Raw genomic sequence first — 23,001 nt, forward strand, 5'->3', positions numbered from 1 at the left:
CATCAATAAACAACTAAACAATTCATTTTATGAAACACAATTTAAAAATGACGTTTTTGTGTTCATTGTTATTTTTTGCTGTAAACTTCACATTTGCGCAGGAAAAAACAGTGACCGGAACTGTTACTTCCCAGGCCAACGGGATGCCTATTCCAGGTGTCAATGTGTTGGTTGAAGGAACTACCCATGGGACGCAAACAGATTTTGATGGTAATTATACCTTAACGGCATCGGTTGGTGACGTACTTACTTTTAGTTATTTGGGAATGACCACCAAAAAGGTCACAGTTGCAGATAGCAATGTTATAAATGTGCAATTGGCGGAAGATACGGAGATGTTGGGAGAAGTCATTGTTACGGCTTTGGGGATTTCCAAAGAGAAAAAGGCCTTGACTTATTCTGCGCAAGAGGTAAGTGGTGATGAGCTTACCAAAGTGAAGCAAACCAACCCTATTAATAGTTTGTCTGGTAAGTCTGCCGGGGTTACAATTTCAAGAAGTTCTTCTGGTTTGGGTGGTGCTGTTAAAGTGGTTTTGAGAGGTAATGCCTCTACAAGTGATAATGATCCGCTATATGTAATTGATGGTATTCCAATGCTTAATAGTGGAAACGGTTCTAACGGAAATGAACCCGGTACAGATATTTTTGGTAGCCAAACAGGGAACCGTGATGGAGGAGATGTCATGTCCATGATCAATCCAGATGATATTGAAAGCATAACGGTTTTAAAGGGAGCTTCGGCTTCGGCTTTGTATGGAAGTCAAGGAGCAAACGGGGTGATTTTAATAACTACTAAAAAAGGTAAGGAAGGAACTTTAGCTGTAAACTTTACTTCTAATTTTACTGTGGACAATGTGATGTCTTTGCCTGAGCTGCAATCGGAATACCAAAGTGTTTCTGTAGGGCAACCCATAGCTGAAAATGGAAGGGTAGTAGACGCGAAATCTTGGGGAGATAAAGTAGGTGGTTTGTCTAATGACCCTAAAGACTTCTTCAACACTGGATTTACTTCTATCAGTTCCATGTCCCTAACAGCGGGGAACCAAAAGGCCCAAACCTATTTTTCTTATGCCAATACTATTGGGGAAGGTGTGATTCCTGAGAACCGTTTGGTGAGAAATAATATTACTCTTAGGGAAACAGCGAAGTTTTTAAATGAAAAAATTGATGTATCTGCAAGTATTAATTTATCAGACCAACGTATTTGGAACCGTCCAACAAATGGTTTGTATTCAAACCCATTGACGGGAGTGTATTTACATCCTGTAGGAATTGATAGAGATATCTACAAAAACAAATATGAATATTTTAACACGGCTTTGAACCAAATGGATCAATATGCTACGTCTTTTGATGAAAATATTCAACAAAACCCATATTGGTTAATTTATAGAAGTCCAAGTAAAGATATTGCGCAGCGTGTATATGCAAATTTGTCTGTTAAGTATCAAATTACAAATGCTCTTTCCTTGCAGTCTAGAGGAAGTTACGATAAATCGTTTTTCACTTTTGATAAGAGACAATTTGCGGGGACAGATCCTGTAAACTCTGGGGATAACGGTCGTTATATTCTTGAGAAAACAGAAAACTCACAACAGTACATCGACTTCATTTTAAACTATAACAAAGATTTTTCGGAGAATTTCACCTTTAGTGGAATTTTAGGATCTAGTTTGACAAAATACACGATTGGTGATCAGGTTTATTTGGATTCTGGAAGAGATGGTGCCGGCTTGATTTATCCTAATGTCTTTACAATTGCCAATTTTGCCAATACCAACAATATTCGCCAATCTGTAGGAAGAAGAGAGGTGCAGTCGGTATTTGGCTCGGCTAACTTTGGGTTCAAGGATATGGTATTCTTGGATGTTACTGGAAGAAGCGATTGGTCTTCAACGTTGGTGAATACCGATTCGAATTCCTTCTTTTATCCATCGATTGGTTTGACCACTGTATTGTCTGAAATGTTCGATATGCCAGATGGTATTTCCTTTGCTAAGCTTCGTGGATCTTATGCTGAAGTTGGATCGGATATTCCAGTATATGCTACTATTCCTCTTAATTCTATCAATGCTACCAATACGGGAATTGGAACGGCGCCTTTTGCACCTTTGGAAGGGGAAACATTGGAACCTGAAAGACAAAAGTCTTTTGAAATTGGAACCGAGTGGCGCTTTTTCAACAATCGCTTAGGATTCGACTTTACTTATTACAATACCAATACTTTCAATCAAATCTTTTATATCCAGGCAGAACCAAATCCAAATGGATATTCACAAAACATTGTAAATGCCGGTGAAATTTCAAATGAAGGTTTTGAGATTGTGTTGAATGCAACGCCGGTACAGACAGATAAATTCTCTTGGGAGACTTCTGTGAATTTTGCTCAAAATGATAATGAAGTGATTTCTGTACACCCATCCTTACAGGATGGTGAGGCAATTATTACCGCTAGAGGAGTGAATGGATATGAGTATTCCTTAATTGAAGGAGAAGATTTTGGAAGCATTAAAGCGCGTTCCTTGGTAAGAGACGAAAATGGCACACCTGTAATTAATTCTTCAGGAACCTTAATGTCTACCGATTTTGAAACTGTGGCGCACGCACAACCAGATTTTACCTTAGGGTGGAACAATACGTTTGAATTCGGAAACTTCACATTGAATGTGTTGATAGACGGGAAGTTTGGTGGAGATGTTATGAGTGTTACCGAAGCCGTAAATGACAAGTATGGAGTGTCTCAAGCTTCAGCTGATGTTAGAAATACCAACGGAGGGATGGTTGATGTGGTTGATGAAAGTGGTGAGGCTTCTCAAATAACTGCACAGGAGTATTTTAATGCTATTGGTGGAAGAGATGGTATGTTGGGTGAGTATGTATATGATGCTACCAATGTAAGCTTAAGAGAATTGTCTTTAGGGTATAGACTAAATCTACAAGACAAGTTTATTGATGATGTAAGCTTCTCGTTGATTGCCAATAATTTGTTCTTCTTTTATAAAGATGCACCGTTCGATCCTAATGTGGCTGCCAGTACAGGTTTAGGACTTCAGGGAGTGGATATCTATAACCAACCTTCTACAAGAAGTATCGGGTTAAACATTAACGTAAATTTCTAAAACGCTATGAAACACATAACAAAATATACACTAGCCTCTTTGGTGGCTATGAGTTTGATAAATTGTACTGGGGATTTTGAGGATATCAATACCGATCCAAATGGGATTTCCCAGGCCAGTTTAACGCAGCAAAACAACCATATTGGATCTCGTTTTTCACCACTTTTTTCAAATGTCATTCGTGTAGAACCTGCTTGGAACTACCAGTTGCAACAAAACTTGAATGCCGATGTGTTTTCTGGTTATATGACGGCGCCAACACCTTTTGCAGGAAACATCAATAACCAAACCTACGCCTTGGTAAATGGGTGGAACGGATTTATTTGGAGCGATGCATATGATGCGGCTAACGGAAATGGGGTCATGCCATATGCTCGTGAGATCTGGCAGCAAGTGGAATTATCGGGAGATGAGAGTGGATACAAATTTGTGTATTTGGCAAACATCATTAAGGTAATGGCCATGCATCGTGTTTCCGATGTGTTTGGACCTATTCGTTATACAAAATACAACGATTACGAAACCACTGGGCAATATGATTCGCAAGAAGAAGCTTATGTAGCCTTCTTTGCTGATTTGGATGAGGCAATCGATGGATTGGAGGCTTATGTAGGAGATGCTCAATTTGTAGCTTTCGATCAATCTAGTTTTGCTGGTGATATTGCCAAATGGAGAACTTTTGCGAATTCTTTGAGGTTGCGCTTGGCAATTAGAGTGTCTAAAGTGAATCCAAGTTTGGCACAAACAGAAGGTGAAAAGGCATTTAACAGTAATGCAGGACTACTAGATGAAACTATGACCATTGATATGGGAGGTTTTGTGCACCCAATCTATACCATCAGTAAAGTTTGGGGAGATATCTGTATGAGTGCCGAAATGGAATCGATTCTAAAAGGATTCAACGATCCACGAATTGCCAAGTTTTTTGATGCGCCTCTAGATGAAACCTTAGGAGATTACAAGGGCATCAGACAGGGAATTGAAATTGAAGCGAAAGCACAATACGGAAGCCACTCTTTAATTGGTGAAGCTGTTGAAGGAGATTCAAAAGTATGGATGACAGCAGCTGAAATTCATTTCTTAAAAGCTGAAGCAGCTCTTAGGGGATGGACTGGTGCAGGAGATGCACAGGCTAATTATGAAGCGGGTGTGATGGCATCTTTTGCACAATTTGGTGTAGGTGGTGCTGATGCTTATTTAGCGGATGCTACAAGTACTCCAAATGATTTTATAGATGCTTTAAATCCGGACAATGATTATGTGTATCCAAGTGACGTTACAGTGGCATTTAATACGGCAGGAACCAATGAGGAAAAATTGGAGCAAATCATTACTCAAAAATGGATTGCCATGTTCCCTGATGGACAAGAGGCCTGGAGTGAATTTAGACGTACAGGATATCCTAGAGTATTCCCAGTGGTGGTGAACAATAGCGGTGGTGAAATAGATACTGATATTCAAATTAGACGTATCAATTTCGTGGACAATGAAATCAATACCAATGGGGAGAATGTCCAAACTGCGGTAGGCTATCTTAATGGTCCCGATACAGGAGGGACGCGTTTATGGTGGGATACCGGAGGATCTAACTTTTAAATTTTTTTCATATTCATTTTAGTTAGCAGAAAGGCAAGCGGGAGTTCAATTTTCCGCTTGTTTTATCAACATATCATTTAAAAAGAAATTTAGCATGAAACTGGATATTGCAGATTATAACAGTATCGTATATAGGGAAGCAGGGAAGTTTGAGGAAACCCGTTTTGAAAAAATCCACAACGTTATCTTTAAAACTTCCAATGAGGCCTCCATCTTGGTGGCTCATGAAATTGCTGATTTGATTAGGGGGAAGGCGGTCAAAAACCAACCTTGTGTGTTGGGGTTGGCAACAGGGTCGTCTCCCATTAAGGTGTATGAGGAGCTTGTTCGCATGCACAAAGAGGAGGGGTTGAGTTTTGTAAATGTGATTACATTCAACCTAGATGAGTATTATCCTATGGATAAAAGCAATATCCAAAGTTACCATTACTTTATGCACCAGCACTTGTTCGATCATGTTGATATTTTGCCGGAGAATGTTCATATTCCAGACGGTAAAGTAAGTCCGGAAGAACTGTATCAATATTGTATTGATTATGAATTGAAAATTAAAGCCGTTGGTGGTATAGATTTTCAGTTGTTGGGAATTGGAAGAACGGGACATATTGGCTTTAATGAGCCTGGGTCTCACTATAATTCTGCTACGCGAAGTATTACCTTGGATCACTTAACTAGAAGTGATGCGGCGCATTCGTTTTTAGGTATAGACAATGTACCAAGAAAAGCCATCACCATGGGAGTGGGAACGGTTAGAAATGCCAGAAGAATCGTTCTGTTGGCTTGGGGTGTGAGTAAAGCGGAAATTATCAGAAAAACTATTGAAGGGGAAATTACGGCCCATGTTCCTGCCACCTATTTGCAGGAACACGACAATACCACTTTTGTACTTGATGAAGGCGCTTCGGAAGAATTAACACGTGTGAAAACACCGTGGTTGGTAACTTCCTGTGTGTGGACCGAAGAACTTAAACTGAAAGCAGTAGTTTGGCTAAGTGAGTTGACAGGGAAGCCTATTTTAAAGTTAACCGATAAGGATTATAACGACAATGGGATGTCAGGATTGCTTACTGAAGAGGGCACAGCATACGATTTGAATATTAAGATGTTCAATAAGTTGCAGCATACCATTACGGGTTGGCCGGGAGGAAAACCAAATGCAGATGATTCCAATCGACCAGAGCGTGCCGATATTCCTAAGAAGCGTGTCATTATTTTTAGTCCGCATCCTGATGATGATGTCATTTCTATGGGCGGTACTTTTGACCGATTGGTAGAGCAAGGGCATGAGGTGCATATTGCTTATCAAACCTCAGGAAACATTGCAGTGTCTGATGAAGAAGCTTTAAAGTTTGCGGAAATCTCCAAAGCCTTGAATTCGCATTCTAACGGAGCCGATATAATCATTGAGTTTTTAAAGAAGAAAACTCAAAATGATGTTGATTCCTTGGAAGCGAGAAAGCTCAAGTCTATGATTCGTAGGAGTGAGTCTTTGGCAGCGACTAGGTATTTGGGATTGCCCGATGATCAAGTACACTTTTTGGACTTGCCTTTTTATGAAACGGGGACTATTAAAAAGAACAATTTGTCTCAGGATGATTTGGAAATCATGTGCAATCTTATAGAGAACATCAAACCGCATCAAATTTATGCCGCAGGTGATTTGGCCGATCCGCATGGAACCCACAAAGTGTGTTTGGATGTTTTGTTTGAAGCTTTGGATGTATTAAAACAAAGGGATTACATGAAAGACTGCTGGGTTTGGTTGTACCGTGGTGCTTGGCATGAATGGGAAACCTATCAAATAGAGATGGCAGTGCCTTTAAGTCCGGACCAAGTACTCAGAAAACGTCATGCGATTTTCTATCACCAAACTCAAAAGGATGGGGTGATGTTTCAAGGGGATGACTCCAGGGAATTTTGGGTGAGGGTAGAGGACAGAAACCGATTGACGGCAAAAAAATATAACGATTTGGGCTTGGCGGAATACGCCGCTATAGAAGCTTTTAAGCGATACCACTTTTAGTTTATGAAACAATTATTAATGATTTTTTTCTTCTTAATGGTCTTTGTGGGATATTCCCAAAATAGCCTTATGGAAACATACAATCTGATGCCTTGGCCATCAGAGATTAGGGAACATAATACTAGGTTGGTTGTTGACTCAGAACTTACTATTTCCATTAACGGAAATAGTAAGGGACGTGTTTATACGGCGGCTACAAAATTTTTAAGAAGGCTGTCTGGGAGAACAGGTGTGTTTCTAGATAAAGGATTTCCTGTGGATAATGTTCAGGGAACGATTCAAATTGCATTTGATAAGGTTTCCAATTTAACCATTGAAACAGACGAATCGTATTCTTTGGAGATTAAGCAGGATTCCGTTCTAATAAAAGCCAAAACCGATGTTGGTGCTATGAGGGCCTTGGAAACCTTGCTGCAAACAGTGACTTCCAATGAAACTCAATACTACTTTCCTGGGCTTTCCATTATTGACCAACCGCGTTTTGTTTGGCGAGGATTGATGATTGATGTAGCGAGGCATTTTCAGCCAGTAGATGTTCTAAAGCGAAATTTAGACGCCATGGCTTCCGTGAAAATGAATGTGTTTCATTGGCATTTGATAGATGATCAAGGATTTCGAATAGAGTCTAAGGTGTTTCCTGAGCTTACGGAATTGGCTTCAGATGGTTTGTTTTATACCCAAGAACAAGTTAAGGATGTGGTTGCATATGCTGATAAATTAGGGGTTCGTGTGGTTCCTGAATTTGATGTGCCAGGGCATGCTTCGGCTATTTTAACGGCTTTTCCTGAATTGGGCAGTAAGCCTGGGTATGTGTACGAAGTGGAACGTTATTCAGGCGTTTTTGACCCCACGTTGGATCCAACAAATGATAAAACCTATGTGTTCTTGGAGCGTTTGTTTACAGAAATGACTCCTTTGTTTCCGGATGCCTATTTTCATATTGGTGGAGACGAGAATGAAGGCAAACATTGGGATGAGAATGAGCAAATTCAAAAGTTTAAGCAAAAACATAAATTGAAGACGAATCATGATCTTCAAACCTATTTCAATATTAAGCTGGAAGTGATTCTAAATAAATTAGACAAAAAGTTGATGGGCTGGGATGAAATCATGACCGAGAATATGCCAACAACGGCAGTAATTCATTCTTGGAGAGGTGAAAATGAGGGGTTTTCAAAAGGGGAAACACTTATTGCTGCAGCCAAGTCGGGCTACAATACGGTGCTGTCCGATGGATTTTATATCGATAGGATGCAGTCTGTGGTGGAGCATTATTCGGTAGAACCCATTGGCGATACAAAATTGACAGCCGAAGAGCGTAAACGTATTTTAGGTGGTGAAGTAACGATGTGGAGTGAATTGGTAACACCGTTGACAATTGATTCTAGAATTTGGCCAAGAACGGCAGCTATTGCTGAACGATTTTGGTCACCAAAGGAAGTGAATGATGTTGATTTGATGTTATCTCGTCTTGATGAGGTGAGTTTTAGATTGGAGGAATTGGGGATCACACATCTCAAAAACCGTGATGTCATTTTAAGAATGATGACCAATAATCAAAATATTCAGCCGTTGGTTGAATTGTCAAATATTTGTGAGCCTTTGGAAATTTATACAAGAAATGAAAACGGTACCGAGTACAAAACCTATTCGCCATTTACTTTGTTTGCGGACGCCTGTGTTGCCGATGCAGCCAATAAATTTGTGTTTAATAAGCGTGTTCGGGCCTTTGTAGAAAATCCTTCGGAGGAGTCTAAGCAAAGTGTGTTGGTTTGGTTGCATATTTGGGAAGAAAACCATCAAGAATTGATGCAAATTAAAAATGCTCCGAATGTCCAGCCGCTTCTTCCTTTGTCTAAATCTTTGAGTGAAACAACTTTATTATTGACTGAAATTCTTGATGATAAACAGGTTTCCCAAAAACAGTTGGGTGAACTAAAAGGATTAATGCAAGCACTTAAAGCACCTTATGTGGATGTGGAACTGGTGATTGCGGAAGATTTAGAAAAACTGGCACTTTTTTCTGAGCAAAACTATCTAAGAAAATAGCATGGTCGTTATTGCAGATAGTGGTTCTTCAAAATGTGATTGGGTGTTTTATGAAGTTGGTGAGAATCCAATAAAGATTAGAACGGGAGGGCTAAATCCCTCTGTATCCAACAAAGATGCTTTGTTGGATATTTTAAGAAATACTGATGAGGTTTTGCAACATGGAGAAGGCGTGTGTCATGTTTATTTTTTTGGAGCGGGCTGCAATACGGTTGAGAGTAAAAATATGATGAAAGATGTTTTGGTGGAAGTGTTTCCTAATGCCGTTTTTGACGTGGAAGAAGATGTAATGGCAGCCGTGAAAGCTACTGTGAAAGGCAAACCGGGAGTTGTGTGCATTTTGGGGACGGGCTCTAATGCGTGTTATTTTGATGGAACTGAAATTATCACCAAAGTACCTTCGTTGGGCTATGTTTTGATGGATGAAGGCAGCGGTAATTACTTTGGTAGGGAGCTGCTCAAAAGCTATTACTATCAACAAATGCCAGAAGATTTGAGAATGGCATTTGAAAAGCAGTTTTCTCTGGAGGAGAAGGATGTGCTCCATAGGTTGTATAAGTGTGATGCGCCTAACAAATACTTGGCGCAATTTGCTCCATTTTTGGTGGAATACAAGCCGCATGAGTTTGTACAAGGGCTTTTGGTTCAGGGCTTTTCAGTGTTTGTTGATAACCAATTGATGCAGTATTCAGAAGAGTTGAAAACAAGTTCGCTACATTTTGTAGGCTCGATAGCGTTCTATGCACAAGATATTCTACAGGAAGTTCTTTCTGGATATGGTTTTAAGGCCAAGGGTTTTGTGAAATGCCCAATGGATAACTTGGTGCAGACCATGTTGAATGGTAATTCAGTTCAACTTAAATAGTGTCGATATGCAAATTGAAATTGATGGTGATAACATCATCAACTTTAATCAATCCCATAAGTTTTTTAGGGTTTTCCAAATCAAAATCACGAATATTCAATTGCAATTTTCCTGAAATCGATAAGTCATCTTTTCCGTCATAGGTAACGGGAACGGTATATTCCTTTGTTTTGCCAGCGATTTTAAAATCTACTTTGGCGTTTACTAAGTTTTTGTCTGTTGTAGAAGGAATGACTTCTTTTAAGATAAGGTAAATATCGGGATAGGTTTCTGCTTTAATTAAATCCTGAAAATCTTTATTGATAAGTTTTTTGCCACAATCAAAAAGATAGGTATTCAATTTTAGCTTCGCCTTTTTGAAGTAAATGTTGTCTCCTTTTTTTCGAAATTCAACAGGAATAGGTTCTTCCAAGGTTTTGGAATCGAACCCGCAATTAAATTTATTGATGTTTGTGTTACCTACGATAGTTAGTTGGCTGTCTGGATGTATTTTTACATTAATCTTGTATGTTCCGGTTGTGGAAGATACGGTTAGCAACATGCACAAAAAAACTAGCGTAGGTATTACAAACTTTTTCATTAATAGAATTCACTTTAAATTATAGACTTAAGGGTGTTTCTGCTTTAGAAACTTATAACGGCCTCTACCATAAGGCCATCAAATTTACCGTCTTCAAGTCTTCCAGTGGCCCCGTCATAGTTTTGGGTCACATATTCCAGTTTTGTTAAAATATTTTTGGTCATAAACCAACCTGCGGCTGCCTGAAATCTTTCAACGGTAATGTCGGCGGTATCATCGTATTCTGAATTTACGACGTTATACCGACCGCCAAGATAGAAATTTTCTCTGTGACCAAAACGATAAATTAACTCGGCAGCGTATTGTTGCGCTTTACCATCCTTCTTAGGGGTAATTACAACAACATCATCCACAATACTTGAGCTGGCATTGGTAGATCCAGAAGTATATTCAATAGTTCCGAACAATTCCAGTCCCCCAAATTTAACAAAAGGATTGAACATAAGCGCGGTAATACTGTTTCTAAAACTTGGAGAAAAACGTCCTGATCTAAAAGCACTGGAGCCAGGGGCTTCCAAAACACTATAGTATCTAGATCCAGCACGGTCTGCAGAATATAGATACAGACTTGGTACGTATCCCGTGTTGTACAGTGATCCTGTTAATCTAAGCCTGATACGATCTGTGATTTGGTTGTCGTATCCCAATTTGGCCAAAAAGGAAATACCGCCAGTTTTGCCGTTGGAGCCTTCAACAACGGATTGGTTTAACTTTCCATTGGCAACTCCCACCATTCCTATAAAACCATTTCTTTGGTGGTACACTTCGGCTCCTACTTCTGTAGTAAAGGAGTCCATGATCAAGTTTCCAACGAAAGGGTTATAGATGGCTTGGGCGTTGTCTGTTCTTCTAAAGTGGGCATCCCCATAGTTGTTTTCCATATGCCCAATTCTAATGGTGGTATATTTCATAAAGCCGTCCATAAGGCCGTCACTTAGAAAACTTAAATTGTCAATTTGGAAGTACCCACCTTTTACGTAAGGTTCTGGGTGATGGCGAGAGGATAAATAGGTTCTTAAGTGCATTCTAACTCCAGGTGCTAAAGCTACGTCCAAATCGAGGTTGGCCGTTGCCAAATTGAAGTTGTAGCCGATAGATTCCAATTCCGCTGCTCCGGAATTTTCATGGTCCAAAGCTTGGAATTGTAAGGCAAATGAGCCTCCAACTCTAACTTTGATACCGTCAAAAGTTAAAATGCTGTCCTTAGGGTCTTCAAATACGTTGACTCCTGTTTGGTCTGGATACCTAAAGTTGTCCAGATGTCGGTTTTGGGCATAACTCATTATGCATCCAAAAAATAATGTGCTTAGTAATAAGCATTTGATTGTTGCTTTCATGATGTGATAAATTAGTGTTGAAAAATGGTTGGATGATGGATTATTGACTTAAGACCGAAGTGAACTTAATAGTTACATCGTCCCCGGTTTTAACGGTGCCAAAAACCGCTGTAGGAGGATCAATCTTAAAAGTGGACATTTTAAAGGATTTGGCACCATTAAGTTTTACGGTGCTGCCACTTATTTCCATGGTGAAATCCAAATCGGTAGAATTGGTCACTCCGGCAATACTTAAATCTCCCGTAGTACTCACCTTAAATTTGCCATCGCTTACCTTGGAAATGCTTTTCACTTTGGTAAGCTTAAAGCTGATGGTTTTGTTGGATTTGGTCTTTAAAGCAGTATAGGTGTTTTTGTCCATTGCAGACTTACCACTTTTTAAACTTTCGGCTTCAATTTCAACAGAAAGGGAACTAATGGAAGGTTCCGACCCCGAATTGTCAATAACAATGCTGCCTTTTTGCTTTTCCGCAACTTCTTCCCAATCATGTAGACTAGAAGTTCCTTCCACTGTTAATTTGGAAGAAGAATTGTTTAGTGTGAATGTTTGTGCTGAAACATTAAAAGAAATGAAACAGAGGCAAAGTCCAAAAGCAAGACTTAAAATGTTGCTTGTAAGAGTAATTTTTTTCATAACTGATGGATTAAAAGTGTTCTAAAGATAGTAAATATATTGAATACTAGGTATTTGCGTGTTTGTAAATTGTTATGTAATGATTTGGAAGGTTATCAATATTTTAGGTTTTTGAAGATTTAGAGGAAGGAAAACTTTGGGCTTTTTTATAGTTTTATAAACTAAAATTTGTCCATGAAACTAAAATATATGTTAGGCCTGTTAGGGCTCATGTTTGTGAGTTGTAAACAGGAAGAAAACAAGGAGCTGAAATTTATGCCTTCCAATCCTCAATTTGAATATAAGGGAAGGGTTGCTACGCATGACAATGGTGATAGAGCCTTGGTTGGTTCGGCGGCTTCAGTGGCCTTTAAAGTTAAAGGGGATTCGGTGACGGTGTATTTGAAATCTGAATACAAGCCCCGTAATTATGTAGTGATAACTGTTGATGGGGAGTATCAAAAAAGACACACTATTAAAGGCGATAGTATAAACAAATTGGTACTTAAATTGGATGTAAAAGAAAGCCATCGCATAGAAATTTTTAAAGCGACCGAAGCGGCAAGTGGCGAAGTGATTTTTAAGGGAGTTGAAGCCCAAGCATTGCTTCCTATTGAAAATAAAGCATCCTTATCCATTGAATTTATTGGAGATTCCATTACCTGTGGAGCTTTAGCCGATAATAGTGGCATTCCTTGTAATAAAGGAGAATATATCGATCAGCATAATGCCTATTTGGCTTATGGGCCAAGGGCAGCAAGAGCTTTGAATGCTGATTTTGTGCTAAGCTCTGTTTCTGGTATGGGGATTTATCGCAATTGGAATGATGAAAATATAAACGAGCCTATTATGCCGCAGGTTTACGAGAATTTATATCTCAATAGAGATGTTTCAAAACCCTCTGATTTTTCGTTTCAACCAGACTTGGTAAGCATTTGTTTGGGGACGAACGATATGTCCAACGGAGATGGCGTGAAAGAGCGTTTGCCATTTAATGCAGAAAAGTTTACGGACAATTACATTAACTTCGTGAAAATGATTTACGGTCATTATCCTAATACAAAAATTGCATTGCTCAACAGTCCAATGATTCAGGGTGAAAACAATGAAATTTTGGTCAATTGTCTTGAAAAAGTACAAGGTTATTTCAGGGATAGTATGCAAAAGGATATCGCTGTTTTTCAGTTTGATACCTTGTACGTAAATGGTTGTAATTATCATCCAAGTGTTGAAGAAAATGAAATTATGGCAAAACAGTTAGTGCCATTCTATCAAGAAATTTTGAATAAAAACTAAAAAATCATGTATACGGCTTCCGAAAAAAGATACGATACTATGCAGTATCGAAGATGTGGAAACAGTGGTTTGTTGCTGCCTGAATTGTCGCTGGGTTTGTGGCATAATTTTGGGCATGTGGACCAATTTGACAATGGAAAACAAATTTTGCACACAGCTTTCGATAAGGGGATTACCCATTTTGATTTGGCCAACAACTATGGCCCACCTCCAGGATCTGCCGAGGAGAACTTTGGGAAAATCATGAAGAAAAGCTTCGCTCCTTATAGAGATGAAATGATCATTTCTACCAAAGCAGGCTATTTAATGTGGCCGGGGCCGTATGGTGAATGGGGATCCAAAAAGTATTTGGTGGCTAGTTTAGATCAAAGCTTAAAGCGAATGGGCTTGGAGTACGTGGACATTTTTTATAGTCACAGGCCAGATCCAAACACGCCTTTAGAGGAGACTATGGGGGCTTTGGATTTAATCGTACGACAAGGAAAAGCCTTGTATGTGGGAATCTCTTCTTACAGTGCTGAGGATACCAAAAAAGCGGTTGAAATATTGAAGGATTTGGGAACGCCTTGTTTGATTCATCAGCCAAGATATAACATGATGGACCGTTGGGTTGAGGGTGGTTTGTTGGAGGTTTTGAAAGATGAAGGAGTAGGTTGTATTCCTTTTTCTCCTTTGGAACAGGGTATCTTGACTTCTAAATATTTGAAAGGGATCCCTGAAGATTCCAGGGCAGCCAAAAGTACTGGGTTTCTTCAGTTGGATCAGGTTACAGCGGAAAAGGTATCAAAGGCTCAAAAACTGAACGCAATTGCTGAAGATAGAGGGCAAAGTTTGGCCCAAATGGCGGTTGCTTGGTTGTTGAAAGATGAACGAGTGACTTCCGTTTTGGTAGGGGTTAGTAGCGAAAAACAGTTGTTGGATAACTTGGGGGCTTTGGAAAATAAAACCTTTTCAACTTCGGAATTGGAAGCGATTGAAACCATTTTAAATGATACAAATGCGTAACCTATTTTTTATTGCAAGTTTTTTTATTGTTCAGGGAATTTGGGCAAATATCAGTTTGCCGGCCATATTTTCAGATCATATTGTCTTACAACAAAATGCCAATGTGAAATTTTGGGGTTGGGCAGCACCTGATGAAGAAGTGGTGATCCGGCCATCGTGGACTTCTGAAATCTATAAGGTAAAAGCCAATGTGCAGGCCCAGTGGGAAATGAATATTCAAACACCTAAAGCAGGAGAGGGTCATTCTATTGTTATTTCAGGATATAATACCATTGAAATTAAAGATGTTTTGATTGGGGAAGTTTGGTTGTGCTCCGGGCAGTCCAATATGGAAATGTCTCCGGCCTGGGGGATTAAAAATAATGATGAGGTAGCTAAGGCCAATGTGCCGAATCTGCGATTTTTCAGAGTGACTAAAACAACGTCCATTTATCCCCAAAATAATCTTCCAGGAAGATGGGAGGTGTGCACGCCTGAGACTATGAAAAACAATAGTGCCGTGGCCTATTTCTTTGCGCAACAGCTCCAAAGTAAAATACTGGATACTCCTGTTGGTTTGGTGGTGTCCGCTTGGGGAGGGACGCCTATTGAAGCATGGACTCCAGAAGAAACTATACTTGAAAATCCTGTTTTAAGAGATGCGGCTCAAAAATTAATACCTGTACCTTATGGGCCAGTGGAGCCTGCACGGATCTTTAATGCTATGATACAGCCTTTGGTAGGCTATCAATTGGCGGGTGCTCTTTGGTATCAAGGAGAAGCCAATGTTGGTGCAGATACCTATGATGCGTCTCTAGAAGCGATGATTCAATCTTGGAGAAAGTTGTGGAGTGCCGAATTTCCATTTTACTATGTGCAAATAGCGCCTTATAATTATGGGGAGGATATCTATTCAGCAGTTAAAATTAGAAATGCTCAACGTAAGGTTTTGGACCGTGTTTCCAATACCGGAATGGTGGTCATTGATGATGTGTCTACGGTAGATGATATTCATCCTAAAGATAAGAAGTCTGTTGGGGTGAGGTTGGCCAATTTAGCTTTAAACAAGCATTATAATGTAATTGATGAAGTTGCAGAAGGACCTTTGTTCGAAAGTGTAGATTTTGATGGAAAAAGGGCTGTTTTGACTTTCAAAAATAATGATGGTCTCTATCTGTCATCCTCGGAATCTTTATTTGAAATTGCAGGAGAAGATAAAGTGTTTTATAAGGCCAATGCAAAGTTGGTTAATGGAAGTGTGGAATTAAAATCGAAGGAAGTTAAAACGCCAAAATATGTAAGGTTTGCTTGGAACAATTCCTATCAATCAAATTTGTTTAACAGGGCTCATTTGCCGGCTTCTTGTTTTACTTCGGAATAAAAAAAATCCCCGAACATAGTTCGGGGATTTTTTTTAGCTATTTAAGTAGACTGTCGTTGGCCTTTTTAATTAATTCCAAGGTGGAGGTGTCTGAAGCAAACACCGAATTCAATCCTTGCGGTTCTTGTGGAGGATCGGCGCTAAAGTCGTCGCCATGTTGCCATTTCCCATTGGAAGGATTGGTTTTGGCATAGCCTGCAAAGCCCCAAAAATTCAAGCCAGCCAATACACCTTGCTTTGCTTTACTGTCCGAAATTCTATTGAAAATGGCGCTATAGAAGGTATTTCTGTTATCGATGGAGGCGTCCAAAGAAAGACTTTCTTTTTCCCTTGGAAATCCAAACTCCGACATCACGATTGGTTTTTGCTGTTTTTGGGCAATAGCAATATGTTCATTCATATAGGCATTGGCTTTTTCAATGGATTCTTGGGTGGTGACTTTTTCATTGTCAATATCATACCATCCCCAGTTTTTAGGCCACATATGCATGGTCAAGTAATCGATATTAGGATTGTCGTGCAATCTCTCATACATCGCAAGATCTTGCAGGTAACTTGCTTTTCCTTCAGCCCCGGTTGAGATGAGGTGTACAGAATCTAAAGATTCCATAAGGTCTACTGTTTCTTTAAGCCAGCCAGAAAAAGCTTCCTCATGATCTGGAGTCATTAATACACGAGGTTCGTTGGCAACCTGCCAAGACATAATGGTATTGTCTTCGGTGTATTTCAAACCGGTGTAGGCGTTGGTTCTTCCCATGATGAATTTCACATGCTTGTAAAAAGCTTTTTTACATGGTTCGCAACTGTGGAACTGCTTGGTATAGTTCATATATTGGTCCCAAGTGTATTGTTCTAAAAATGGGTTAGGAACTTCACCATAACCGTTCCATTTCAAGTATTCGGACATCCCTCCGGACCAAATCCAGTTATTGTTCAAATACAAAATGGCATACATGTTACGCTTGCGCATTTCGGCCATAAGGAAATCAAGGCCATCCAACAAATCTTCGTTATAAACTCCTTGTTCGGGTTGCAGGGCAGGGTGCACTCTAGAGTCGCCACCATCACCTTCGGCGCCAGCTAAAATTCTTAGGTTATCAATTCCTATAGATTTCATGAGGTCAAGCTCCTTGATCAAGCGCTCTCTGTCACCTCCGTTTTTGGCTCCAATAAGCGGTCCGTACCAATAATTGGCGCCTACGAAATAGTAAGGCTGGTCACCTTTGTAAAATTTTGAATCCTTAACCTGAATTAAAGGCACTTCGTTAAGGGCGATTTCGCTAGTGGATTTGTTGTCTTCTGCAACAGTTTGTTCTTTGGCATTCTCTTTACAAGAAAAAGCCATGAGCAATGATAGTAATAGAGTTGGGTAAATTCGCATTGTTTAATGGTTATGGTAATAAATACATGTCTGGAAGTTCGTTTTCCAGCGTAGATTTAGGTTTGTCTGTAAATTCTATAAAATCTGTCACGTCCGATTGTCCAGGCACAGGGGTGCAATACGTATTTTCGCTGTTGCTCCAAAACATCATATACGCAACATGGTTGTTGTTTTCGGAAATGGCGTTGTACAGATTTATGGAATAGAAGTTGGAAATAGGATTGTTTTCTCCAGGGGTTACAAAATAGCCGGTTTCCGTGAGGGCGGCAATTTTTACCTTCTCCTTAGCCAAATCCGAAACGATTTTAAGCTTGTTGTTGGCAGCGGTCACACCACTTTGCCCTTGATTGTTAAAATCGCCATAGTTGTCCATTCCTAAGATATCAACATAAGCATCGCCAGGATATCTAGACAGATATTCTACGGAAGAATTAAATTGATTATCTGGAGAAAAGGCGAATAAAATGTTGTCCACATTTAAAGTGTCCTTAAGATAAGTGACGGTGAACTGCCATGCCGTTTTAAACTCTTGGGCCGTGCAATAGGCTTCTCCCCACCAAAACCAATTGCCGTCAAATTCGTGGAAAGGCCTAAAGATAAATGGGACTTTCTTTCCGTCTGAACCAATCATATTATTGGCCACTTCGGCTACTTTGTTAAGTTTTTCCTTATAATAGTCATGATTTGCGCCTCCGGGAAGGATGCTTTTAAAGGCGTTGTTTTTTTGGAATTCGGTCATTTCACTAGTGTAGAAATGGTTGCCTTCATAAGGTTCTCTTAAATGCCAGCTAAACGAAGTCACCATGCCTTTGTTGTAGGCTTCAATGGCGTGTGAAGTTATTTGCTGTTCTTGTTGGTAAAACCAATTTCCAGAGGAACCATCATTTTGGTCGTCTGTAATAAACATAAAATCCAATCCAATTAAACCGGGGTCACTTCCTGTAGTTTTCTTAATATCCGAATCCCCAGAATTGTTATTGTAAAAACTGCTAAAAGCGTCTTGTTGTCCAACGATGAATTTGGTTCTGGATAATGTCTTTAGGTTGTAGAACAAGGCTACAGTTTCGGCAGAGGCGTTTGGGTTGACCATGTAATTTGGGGTGTCCTCTGCCTGTAAAATAAAGTCTTCTGGAATTTCCGAAATAGTGATCGTGGCCGAATTTGGGCTGCCAATGATTGCATTACTGCTCACCTCTATAATTTCAATCTCTACGGTTTCGACTCCTTCGGTTTCGAGATCGTCGATTATGGTTAAAGGGATGGTGAAACTTGTAGTGTTTGCTGGGATGGTGGCCGTGTTGGAAATGGCTTGATAATCTTCTCCGTTGGTCGCGCTTCCGGTGATGCTTAATGTGACCGTGGTGGCGGAACTGGAGGCTCCTGTAAGCGTTAGTTTGAAAGAACTGTTGGCGCCAGGTTCCTCTGCGGTGCTGTTTGTAGCGGCAATACTCACCTTTGGAAGAGTATCTCCATCTCCATCGGAGTCGCTATCGCTTGAACAATTGAACAGCGTCCAAAAGATAGTGGTTAGCATTGCTAATTTGGCAAGTGTTTTCATGGTGTTATGGTTTTGGACTCAACATGATGCAGGCGCGCGATGTGTGGTATGGTGCCTTCCACATGCTAACTTTGTTCTCGTTTTCATAAGGTGTTCCTTTGTCATCAACCCTAAAATGCCACTCTCCATTTTTGTGGTCTATCAAATAGGTTTTGGTGAACTCCCAAATAGGCAGGGAAGCCGAAAGGTATTTTTGGTCTTTGCTTATATGATAAGCATAATTGAGGCCAACCAAAGCTTCTACCTGTGGCCACCAGTGACGGTCATGGTCAATATGGTTGCTGTTAAGGTTCTTCTCATTGATAACCGCGCCTTCTTTGTCAATACCTTCGAAAAGAAAAGCATCCGCTACTTGAATAGCAATGGCTTCACATTCTTTAATCAGTGCGTCATCTCCAAGTGCTTTGGCGGCTTCAATCACCAGCCAAGCAGTTTCTATATCGTGACCATAGGAAATTGTGTTACTCAAGAGATTCCACTCTTCATCAAAAAATAAATCGTAGTGATTGGTTTTGTTTAAGAAGGTGTCATTGAATAAAGTTATGAGCTCGTGAAGCGAAGCCCTTAAGCTTGGGTGGTCATAAATTTTTAGTAATGAAGTGTAGGCTTCCAAAACATGAAGGTGGGTGTTCATGGTTTTGGCGGCATTCATATCTTTTTCGCTCAAACGCATGTCTTTAATAGGAGTCCAATCTTCATTAAAAGCTTCTAAATAGCCCTTGCGCTTGGTATCCTTGGCGTGGGTTTCCAAAAGATGAAACAATTCAATAGCCCATTGTTTGGCAGCTTCATCACCGGTTAATACATAATATTCAGATAGCGCATAAATCCCAAATGCTTGTGCGTATACCTGTTTACGTTTGTTGATGGGAGCTCCCGTATAATCGAGTTCCCAAAACAAACCTTTATGAATTGTATCCCTAAAATAGTCGTTTAGGTATGTAAAGGCTCTATCGCAAATGTCTTTGTAAGTGTCTGTTTTTAAATGATTGGAGGCTGCTGAAAATGACCATAAAATGCGCGTGTTCAAAATAATTCCTTTGGAAGCTAATGGGACTAACTCATTGAAATGATTTCTTGTTCCAACGAAACCGCCAAATTCCATATCGAGCGTATTCCCTACCCAATAATTGAGAATTTGTTTCAGTTCAGCAGCAAGCACCTGTTGTAAATTTTTATATGCCTCAAGCATTATAATGCCTTGTTTTTATTGATGAGGTCAATGATGTTTTGCACAGATCCTTCCGAAATAAAGGTGTCTTCGGGAGTGTTGGTAACATAATCGACCAATTTGTCAACGGTAGAAGTGGCCACATGCATTCTGGTATCTGAAGAAGCATAGTAGATATAAACCGTTCCATCTGTGTCTTCAATCCATCCATTTACAAACAAAACGTTGGAAACGTCGCCTACGCGCTCGTTGCCGATAGGTCCCATAAAATGACCAGCGGGTTGATGCGTTACCTTGGAAATATCATTCAAATCTGTCATGAACATGTACAAGGTATAGCGCAATCCAGCTGCAGTGTTACGAACACCGTGAGCCAAGTGTAGCCATCCTTTGTCGGTTTTGATTGGGGCTGGTCCCAAACCATTTTTCAATTCGTAAACGGTATGGTATTCTTTATTGTTGATGATGGTTTCATTTTCTACAACGGGGTTGTTCATGTCTTCAATGAAGCCCAGGCCAATCCCTCCGCCACTTCCAACACTGATGAAACCGTCTTGAGGTCGGGTGTAAAGGGCATATTTGCCATTGATAAATTCTGGGTGCATTACCACATTGCGCTGTTGCCCCGTATTGGAAATAAGGTCGGGCAGACGTTCCCAAGTCATTAAATCTTTGGTGCGGACAATTCCTGCATTGGCTACTGCTGCACTGGTATCTCCAGCAGGGGCATCAGGGTCTTTGCGTTCGGTACAAAAGATGCCGTAGATCCAGCCGTCCTCGTGCTGGGTCAAGCGCATGTCGTAGACGTTGGTATCTGGATTGCCTTCAATTTGAGGAATCACACAAGGTTGGTCCCAAAATTGAAAGTTGTCAATCCCGTTGTCGCTTTCGGCCATGGCAAAAAAGGACTTTCTGTCATTTCCTTCAACCCTTACACATAACACGTATTTGTCCTTCCATTTGATGGCGCCTGCATTAAAGGTGGCATTAAAGCCAATGCGTTCCAAAGCATTTGGATTGGTAGTTTCGTTTAAATCGAATCGCCAATGTAGTGGCACATGGGCAGCTGTTACAATAGGGTTTTTATAGCGGTTGTATATTCCGTTAGGGCTGAAAATAGCCTCGTTTTTTTGAGCGATCAATGCGTCAAATTCTTCCTTAACTTTTTGAAGTTTGGGGCCAACAGGGTAAACATCGTTTTGCATCATCTTAGTCTAATTTTTCTTCTAAATTATTCCACCAATATTTTTTCAATAGGAACACACAAACAATCAAAATGGCTATTGAAATGTATATTGGTAATGTCTGTCTGAAAATGAGATACATTGGAAGGATTACCAAAACCGTTTGGGCAATGGTACCAATAAGCACATTGAACATGTCTCTTCCAAAGTCTGTATTTTTTTTGAATCCAGGAGTTTCGGCTTCCAGTTTATCGTGAATTGGTTTCCAGAATCCCCACGGGCGTACGTTTTTGTAGAAAGTTTTCAATACTTCCTCATCGGTTGGAGGTGCGGAATAGGTGCCTATTATACACCCTATCAAAGAAATGATTAATAGGAGAGGGAATAGGTAAAGGCCTAAAACATTTGGGAACAGTTCTGGAAAGATGGCGGCGGATAACAAACCTGCGGCCATTCCCCAGAAAAAGCCTTCTCCATTAAAGCGCCACCAGTACCATTTTAGGATGTTGGCACCTACATAACTTCCGTAAAGTACAGAAACAATCCATTGCAGTACAGAATTAACATCTTTAGCGAAGAAGCCCAAAACAATACTGATAAGCACTACCAATATACCAGTAATGTAGTTCATGTTTTTAATTTGGTTGGTGCTGGCATTTGGGGCCTTGTATTTTAGGTAGATATCATTTACCAAATAGGCTTGCGCGGCATTCAAAGTTCCTGCGAAAGTGGACATAAAGGCGGCAATCAATCCTGCTAATAAAAGTCCAAGTAGGCCAACAGGTACAAATTGCATGATGGCTGTTGGTAGGATCAATTCAAAATCGATATTTCCAGCGGCATTTTCCAAGTTCAGTTTTTCGTAGTAGATCAAGGCTAAAGCGGCAAACCCAGCGATCATTAAATAACGGATTGGCATTAAAATAACCGATACAAATCCACTCATTTTAGATGCTTCGGCAGGTGATTTTGTGGATAGAATTTTTTGCATGTCGTAGGTTGGTGCTGGCCCAGCAACACTTACCAAAACACCTTTGAAGACCATCATCATAAAGAAAATAGTAAAGAGCCCAAAGCCGTCTTCCTTGATTTTTTGATTGACTTCAGGGATGATATTGCTCCAGTCCAAATTAAGTTCCCAACCAAAGAACGGGCTGTCCCATCCTTCTGGAACTGTGAGTCCTTGGGTGCCCACGGCTTGGAATCCTAAATATCCAATAACCAAAGCGGCAATGGTCATGATGGCAAATTGCACCACATCGGCCCAAACAATTCCGGACATTCCTCCCAATAGGGAATAGAACACGGCGAACAGGGTGAAGATGGTTCCGTAGAAATGTGGTACGTATTCTGGGGTTACATTAAATGGCACATAGTTGCTGACCATTTCCCATGGAATGAAAATTTCGATGAATTTTCCTAGACCTATAAAGCCATAGGCTAGATAGCCTAAACACATGATAAGGGCAAAAATCACTACAATAATATGGGAAAGTTTTGCGCCCTTTTTGAATCCAAATCGCGTCCCAATCCATTCCGCACCGGTTGTGGCATTGGATCGTCTGAGCCATTTGGAAAGGTAGACCATTAAAAATATTTGATTGAATACGGGCCATAGCCATGGAATCCACGCACTTTTAATTCCGTACACAAACATGAGGGTTACCAGCCAAATAGTTCCTGAAATGTCGAACATTCCTGAGGCATTGGAAAGACCCAACATGTACCACGGAATGGATTTTCCTCCCAATAAATAATCGTCTTTACTTTTTTGTGCTCTTTTCCTAAGGTAAAGCCCTATAAATACAATGGTTGCCAAATACAATAGGATGATAATAATATCAACGGTGTGCAATAATTTCAT

General features: G+C 40.1%; 16 protein-coding genes. 8 read left to right on the forward strand and 8 right to left on the reverse strand.

Translation table 11 applies throughout. The annotated features are described in order from the left end of the window. Positions 1-29: 29 nt before the first annotated feature. From AC6I5C_RS04175 to AC6I5C_RS04195, 5 genes are all read left to right on the forward strand, one after another. Positions 30-3,119, forward strand: coding sequence for a SusC/RagA family TonB-linked outer membrane protein (locus AC6I5C_RS04175; protein WP_497904064.1), 3,090 nt, complete (start codon positions 30-32; stop codon positions 3,117-3,119). A gap of 6 nt (positions 3,120-3,125) precedes the next feature. Further along, entirely contained in the window at positions 3,126-4,715 is a 1,590-nt protein-coding gene (locus AC6I5C_RS04180; RefSeq protein ID WP_497904065.1) for a RagB/SusD family nutrient uptake outer membrane protein, read from the forward strand. 94 nt (positions 4,716-4,809) lie between these two features. Beyond that, complete coding sequence (nagB, locus tag AC6I5C_RS04185) at positions 4,810-6,738, forward strand: glucosamine-6-phosphate deaminase (RefSeq protein WP_497904066.1); 1,929 nt, start codon at positions 4,810-4,812, stop codon at positions 6,736-6,738. A 69-nt stretch (positions 6,739-6,807) separates the two neighbouring features. Next, on the forward strand, positions 6,808-8,787 hold the full coding sequence (locus AC6I5C_RS04190; RefSeq protein ID WP_497904067.1) for a beta-N-acetylhexosaminidase: 1,980 nt from the start codon (positions 6,808-6,810) through the stop codon (positions 8,785-8,787). 1 nt (position 8,788) lies between these two features. Next, positions 8,789-9,652, forward strand: a complete 864-nt coding sequence (locus AC6I5C_RS04195) for an N-acetylglucosamine kinase (RefSeq protein WP_497904068.1) — start codon at positions 8,789-8,791, stop codon at positions 9,650-9,652. Here AC6I5C_RS04195 and AC6I5C_RS04200 read toward each other — a convergent pair. The 3 genes from AC6I5C_RS04200 to AC6I5C_RS04210 all read right to left on the reverse strand — a co-directional run bounded on the left by AC6I5C_RS04200 (position 9,645) and on the right by AC6I5C_RS04210 (position 12,203). Next, positions 9,645-10,193 carry a YceI family protein gene (locus AC6I5C_RS04200; RefSeq protein ID WP_497904069.1) on the reverse strand — a complete coding sequence of 183 codons (549 nt, stop codon included), beginning with the start codon at positions 10,191-10,193 and terminating at the stop codon, positions 9,645-9,647. The two genes, AC6I5C_RS04195 and AC6I5C_RS04200, sit on opposite strands and share 8 nt — an antisense overlap. An 83-nt stretch (positions 10,194-10,276) precedes the next feature. Beyond that, positions 10,277-11,569, reverse strand: a complete 1,293-nt coding sequence (locus tag AC6I5C_RS04205; protein WP_497904070.1) for a hypothetical protein — start codon at positions 11,567-11,569, stop codon at positions 10,277-10,279. Positions 11,570-11,609: 40 nt separating this feature from the next. Further along, entirely contained in the window at positions 11,610-12,203 is a 594-nt protein-coding gene (locus AC6I5C_RS04210) for a YceI family protein (protein WP_497904071.1), read from the reverse strand. A gap of 174 nt (positions 12,204-12,377) precedes the next feature. On the opposite strand from AC6I5C_RS04210, the gene AC6I5C_RS04215 reads away from it, so the two are divergent. Genes AC6I5C_RS04215 through AC6I5C_RS04225 form a run of 3 tightly spaced genes read left to right on the forward strand, consistent with a single transcriptional unit; the run spans position 12,378 to position 15,843 of the window. Then, positions 12,378-13,478, forward strand: coding sequence for an SGNH/GDSL hydrolase family protein (locus AC6I5C_RS04215; RefSeq protein WP_497904072.1), 1,101 nt, complete (start codon positions 12,378-12,380; stop codon positions 13,476-13,478). A 6-nt stretch (positions 13,479-13,484) separates the two neighbouring features. Next, positions 13,485-14,483: an L-glyceraldehyde 3-phosphate reductase gene (mgrA, locus tag AC6I5C_RS04220; RefSeq protein ID WP_497904073.1), complete on the forward strand. Its 999-nt coding sequence runs from the start codon at positions 13,485-13,487 to the stop codon at positions 14,481-14,483. Beyond that, positions 14,476-15,843 carry a sialate O-acetylesterase gene (locus tag AC6I5C_RS04225; RefSeq protein ID WP_497904074.1) on the forward strand — a complete coding sequence of 456 codons (1,368 nt, stop codon included), beginning with the start codon at positions 14,476-14,478 and terminating at the stop codon, positions 15,841-15,843. The genes mgrA and AC6I5C_RS04225 overlap by 8 nt, the downstream gene beginning before the upstream one ends. 37 nt (positions 15,844-15,880) lie before the next feature. On the opposite strand, the gene AC6I5C_RS04230 is transcribed toward AC6I5C_RS04225, so the two are convergent. The 5 genes from AC6I5C_RS04230 to AC6I5C_RS04250 are packed head-to-tail and all read right to left on the reverse strand — an operon-like array spanning position 15,881 to position 23,001. Beyond that, positions 15,881-17,224, reverse strand: a complete 1,344-nt coding sequence (locus tag AC6I5C_RS04230) for a glycoside hydrolase 5 family protein (RefSeq protein WP_497904075.1) — start codon at positions 17,222-17,224, stop codon at positions 15,881-15,883. A gap of 10 nt (positions 17,225-17,234) precedes the next feature. Continuing rightward, on the reverse strand, positions 17,235-18,782 hold the full coding sequence (locus AC6I5C_RS04235) for a glycosyl hydrolase (protein WP_497904076.1): 1,548 nt from the start codon (positions 18,780-18,782) through the stop codon (positions 17,235-17,237). 4 nt (positions 18,783-18,786) lie between these two features. Then, positions 18,787-19,974, reverse strand: coding sequence for an AGE family epimerase/isomerase (locus tag AC6I5C_RS04240; RefSeq protein WP_497904077.1), 1,188 nt, complete (start codon positions 19,972-19,974; stop codon positions 18,787-18,789). Beyond that, positions 19,974-21,161, reverse strand: a complete 1,188-nt coding sequence (locus AC6I5C_RS04245) for a glycoside hydrolase family 130 protein (RefSeq protein ID WP_497904078.1) — start codon at positions 21,159-21,161, stop codon at positions 19,974-19,976. The genes AC6I5C_RS04240 and AC6I5C_RS04245 overlap by 1 nt, the downstream gene beginning before the upstream one ends. A gap of 1 nt (position 21,162) precedes the next feature. Then, positions 21,163-23,001, reverse strand: a complete 1,839-nt coding sequence (locus tag AC6I5C_RS04250) for a sodium:solute symporter family protein (protein WP_497904079.1) — start codon at positions 22,999-23,001, stop codon at positions 21,163-21,165.

Source organism: Mangrovimonas sp. sgz306409, from assembly GCF_059735265.1.

Bases quoted from the DNA above. Each gene is read 5' to 3' on its own strand.
- AC6I5C_RS04210 (WP_497904071.1), bottom strand. From the start codon at position 12,203: ATGAAAAAAATTACTCTTACAAGCAACATTTTAAGTCTTGCTTTTGGA.
- AC6I5C_RS04180 (WP_497904065.1), top strand. From the start codon at position 3,126: ATGAAACACATAACAAAATATACACTAGCCTCTTTGGTGGCTATGAGT.
- AC6I5C_RS04175 (WP_497904064.1), top strand. From the start codon at position 30: ATGAAACACAATTTAAAAATGACGTTTTTGTGTTCATTGTTATTTTTT.
- AC6I5C_RS04195 (WP_497904068.1), top strand. From the start codon at position 8,789: ATGGTCGTTATTGCAGATAGTGGTTCTTCAAAATGTGATTGGGTGTTT.
- AC6I5C_RS04235 (WP_497904076.1), bottom strand. From the start codon at position 18,782: ATGAAAACACTTGCCAAATTAGCAATGCTAACCACTATCTTTTGGACG.
- AC6I5C_RS04190 (WP_497904067.1), top strand. From the start codon at position 6,808: ATGGAAACATACAATCTGATGCCTTGGCCATCAGAGATTAGGGAACAT.
- AC6I5C_RS04240 (WP_497904077.1), bottom strand. From the start codon at position 19,974: ATGCTTGAGGCATATAAAAATTTACAACAGGTGCTTGCTGCTGAACTG.
- nagB (WP_497904066.1), top strand. From the start codon at position 4,810: ATGAAACTGGATATTGCAGATTATAACAGTATCGTATATAGGGAAGCA.
- AC6I5C_RS04215 (WP_497904072.1), top strand. From the start codon at position 12,378: ATGAAACTAAAATATATGTTAGGCCTGTTAGGGCTCATGTTTGTGAGT.
- AC6I5C_RS04225 (WP_497904074.1), top strand. From the start codon at position 14,476: ATGCGTAACCTATTTTTTATTGCAAGTTTTTTTATTGTTCAGGGAATT.
- AC6I5C_RS04200 (WP_497904069.1), bottom strand. From the start codon at position 10,193: ATGTTGCTAACCGTATCTTCCACAACCGGAACATACAAGATTAATGTA.
- AC6I5C_RS04250 (WP_497904079.1), bottom strand. From the start codon at position 23,001: ATGAAATTATTGCACACCGTTGATATTATTATCATCCTATTGTATTTG.
- AC6I5C_RS04245 (WP_497904078.1), bottom strand. From the start codon at position 21,161: ATGATGCAAAACGATGTTTACCCTGTTGGCCCCAAACTTCAAAAAGTT.
- mgrA (WP_497904073.1), top strand. From the start codon at position 13,485: ATGTATACGGCTTCCGAAAAAAGATACGATACTATGCAGTATCGAAGA.
- AC6I5C_RS04230 (WP_497904075.1), bottom strand. From the start codon at position 17,224: ATGCGAATTTACCCAACTCTATTACTATCATTGCTCATGGCTTTTTCT.
- AC6I5C_RS04205 (WP_497904070.1), bottom strand. From the start codon at position 11,569: ATGAAAGCAACAATCAAATGCTTATTACTAAGCACATTATTTTTTGGA.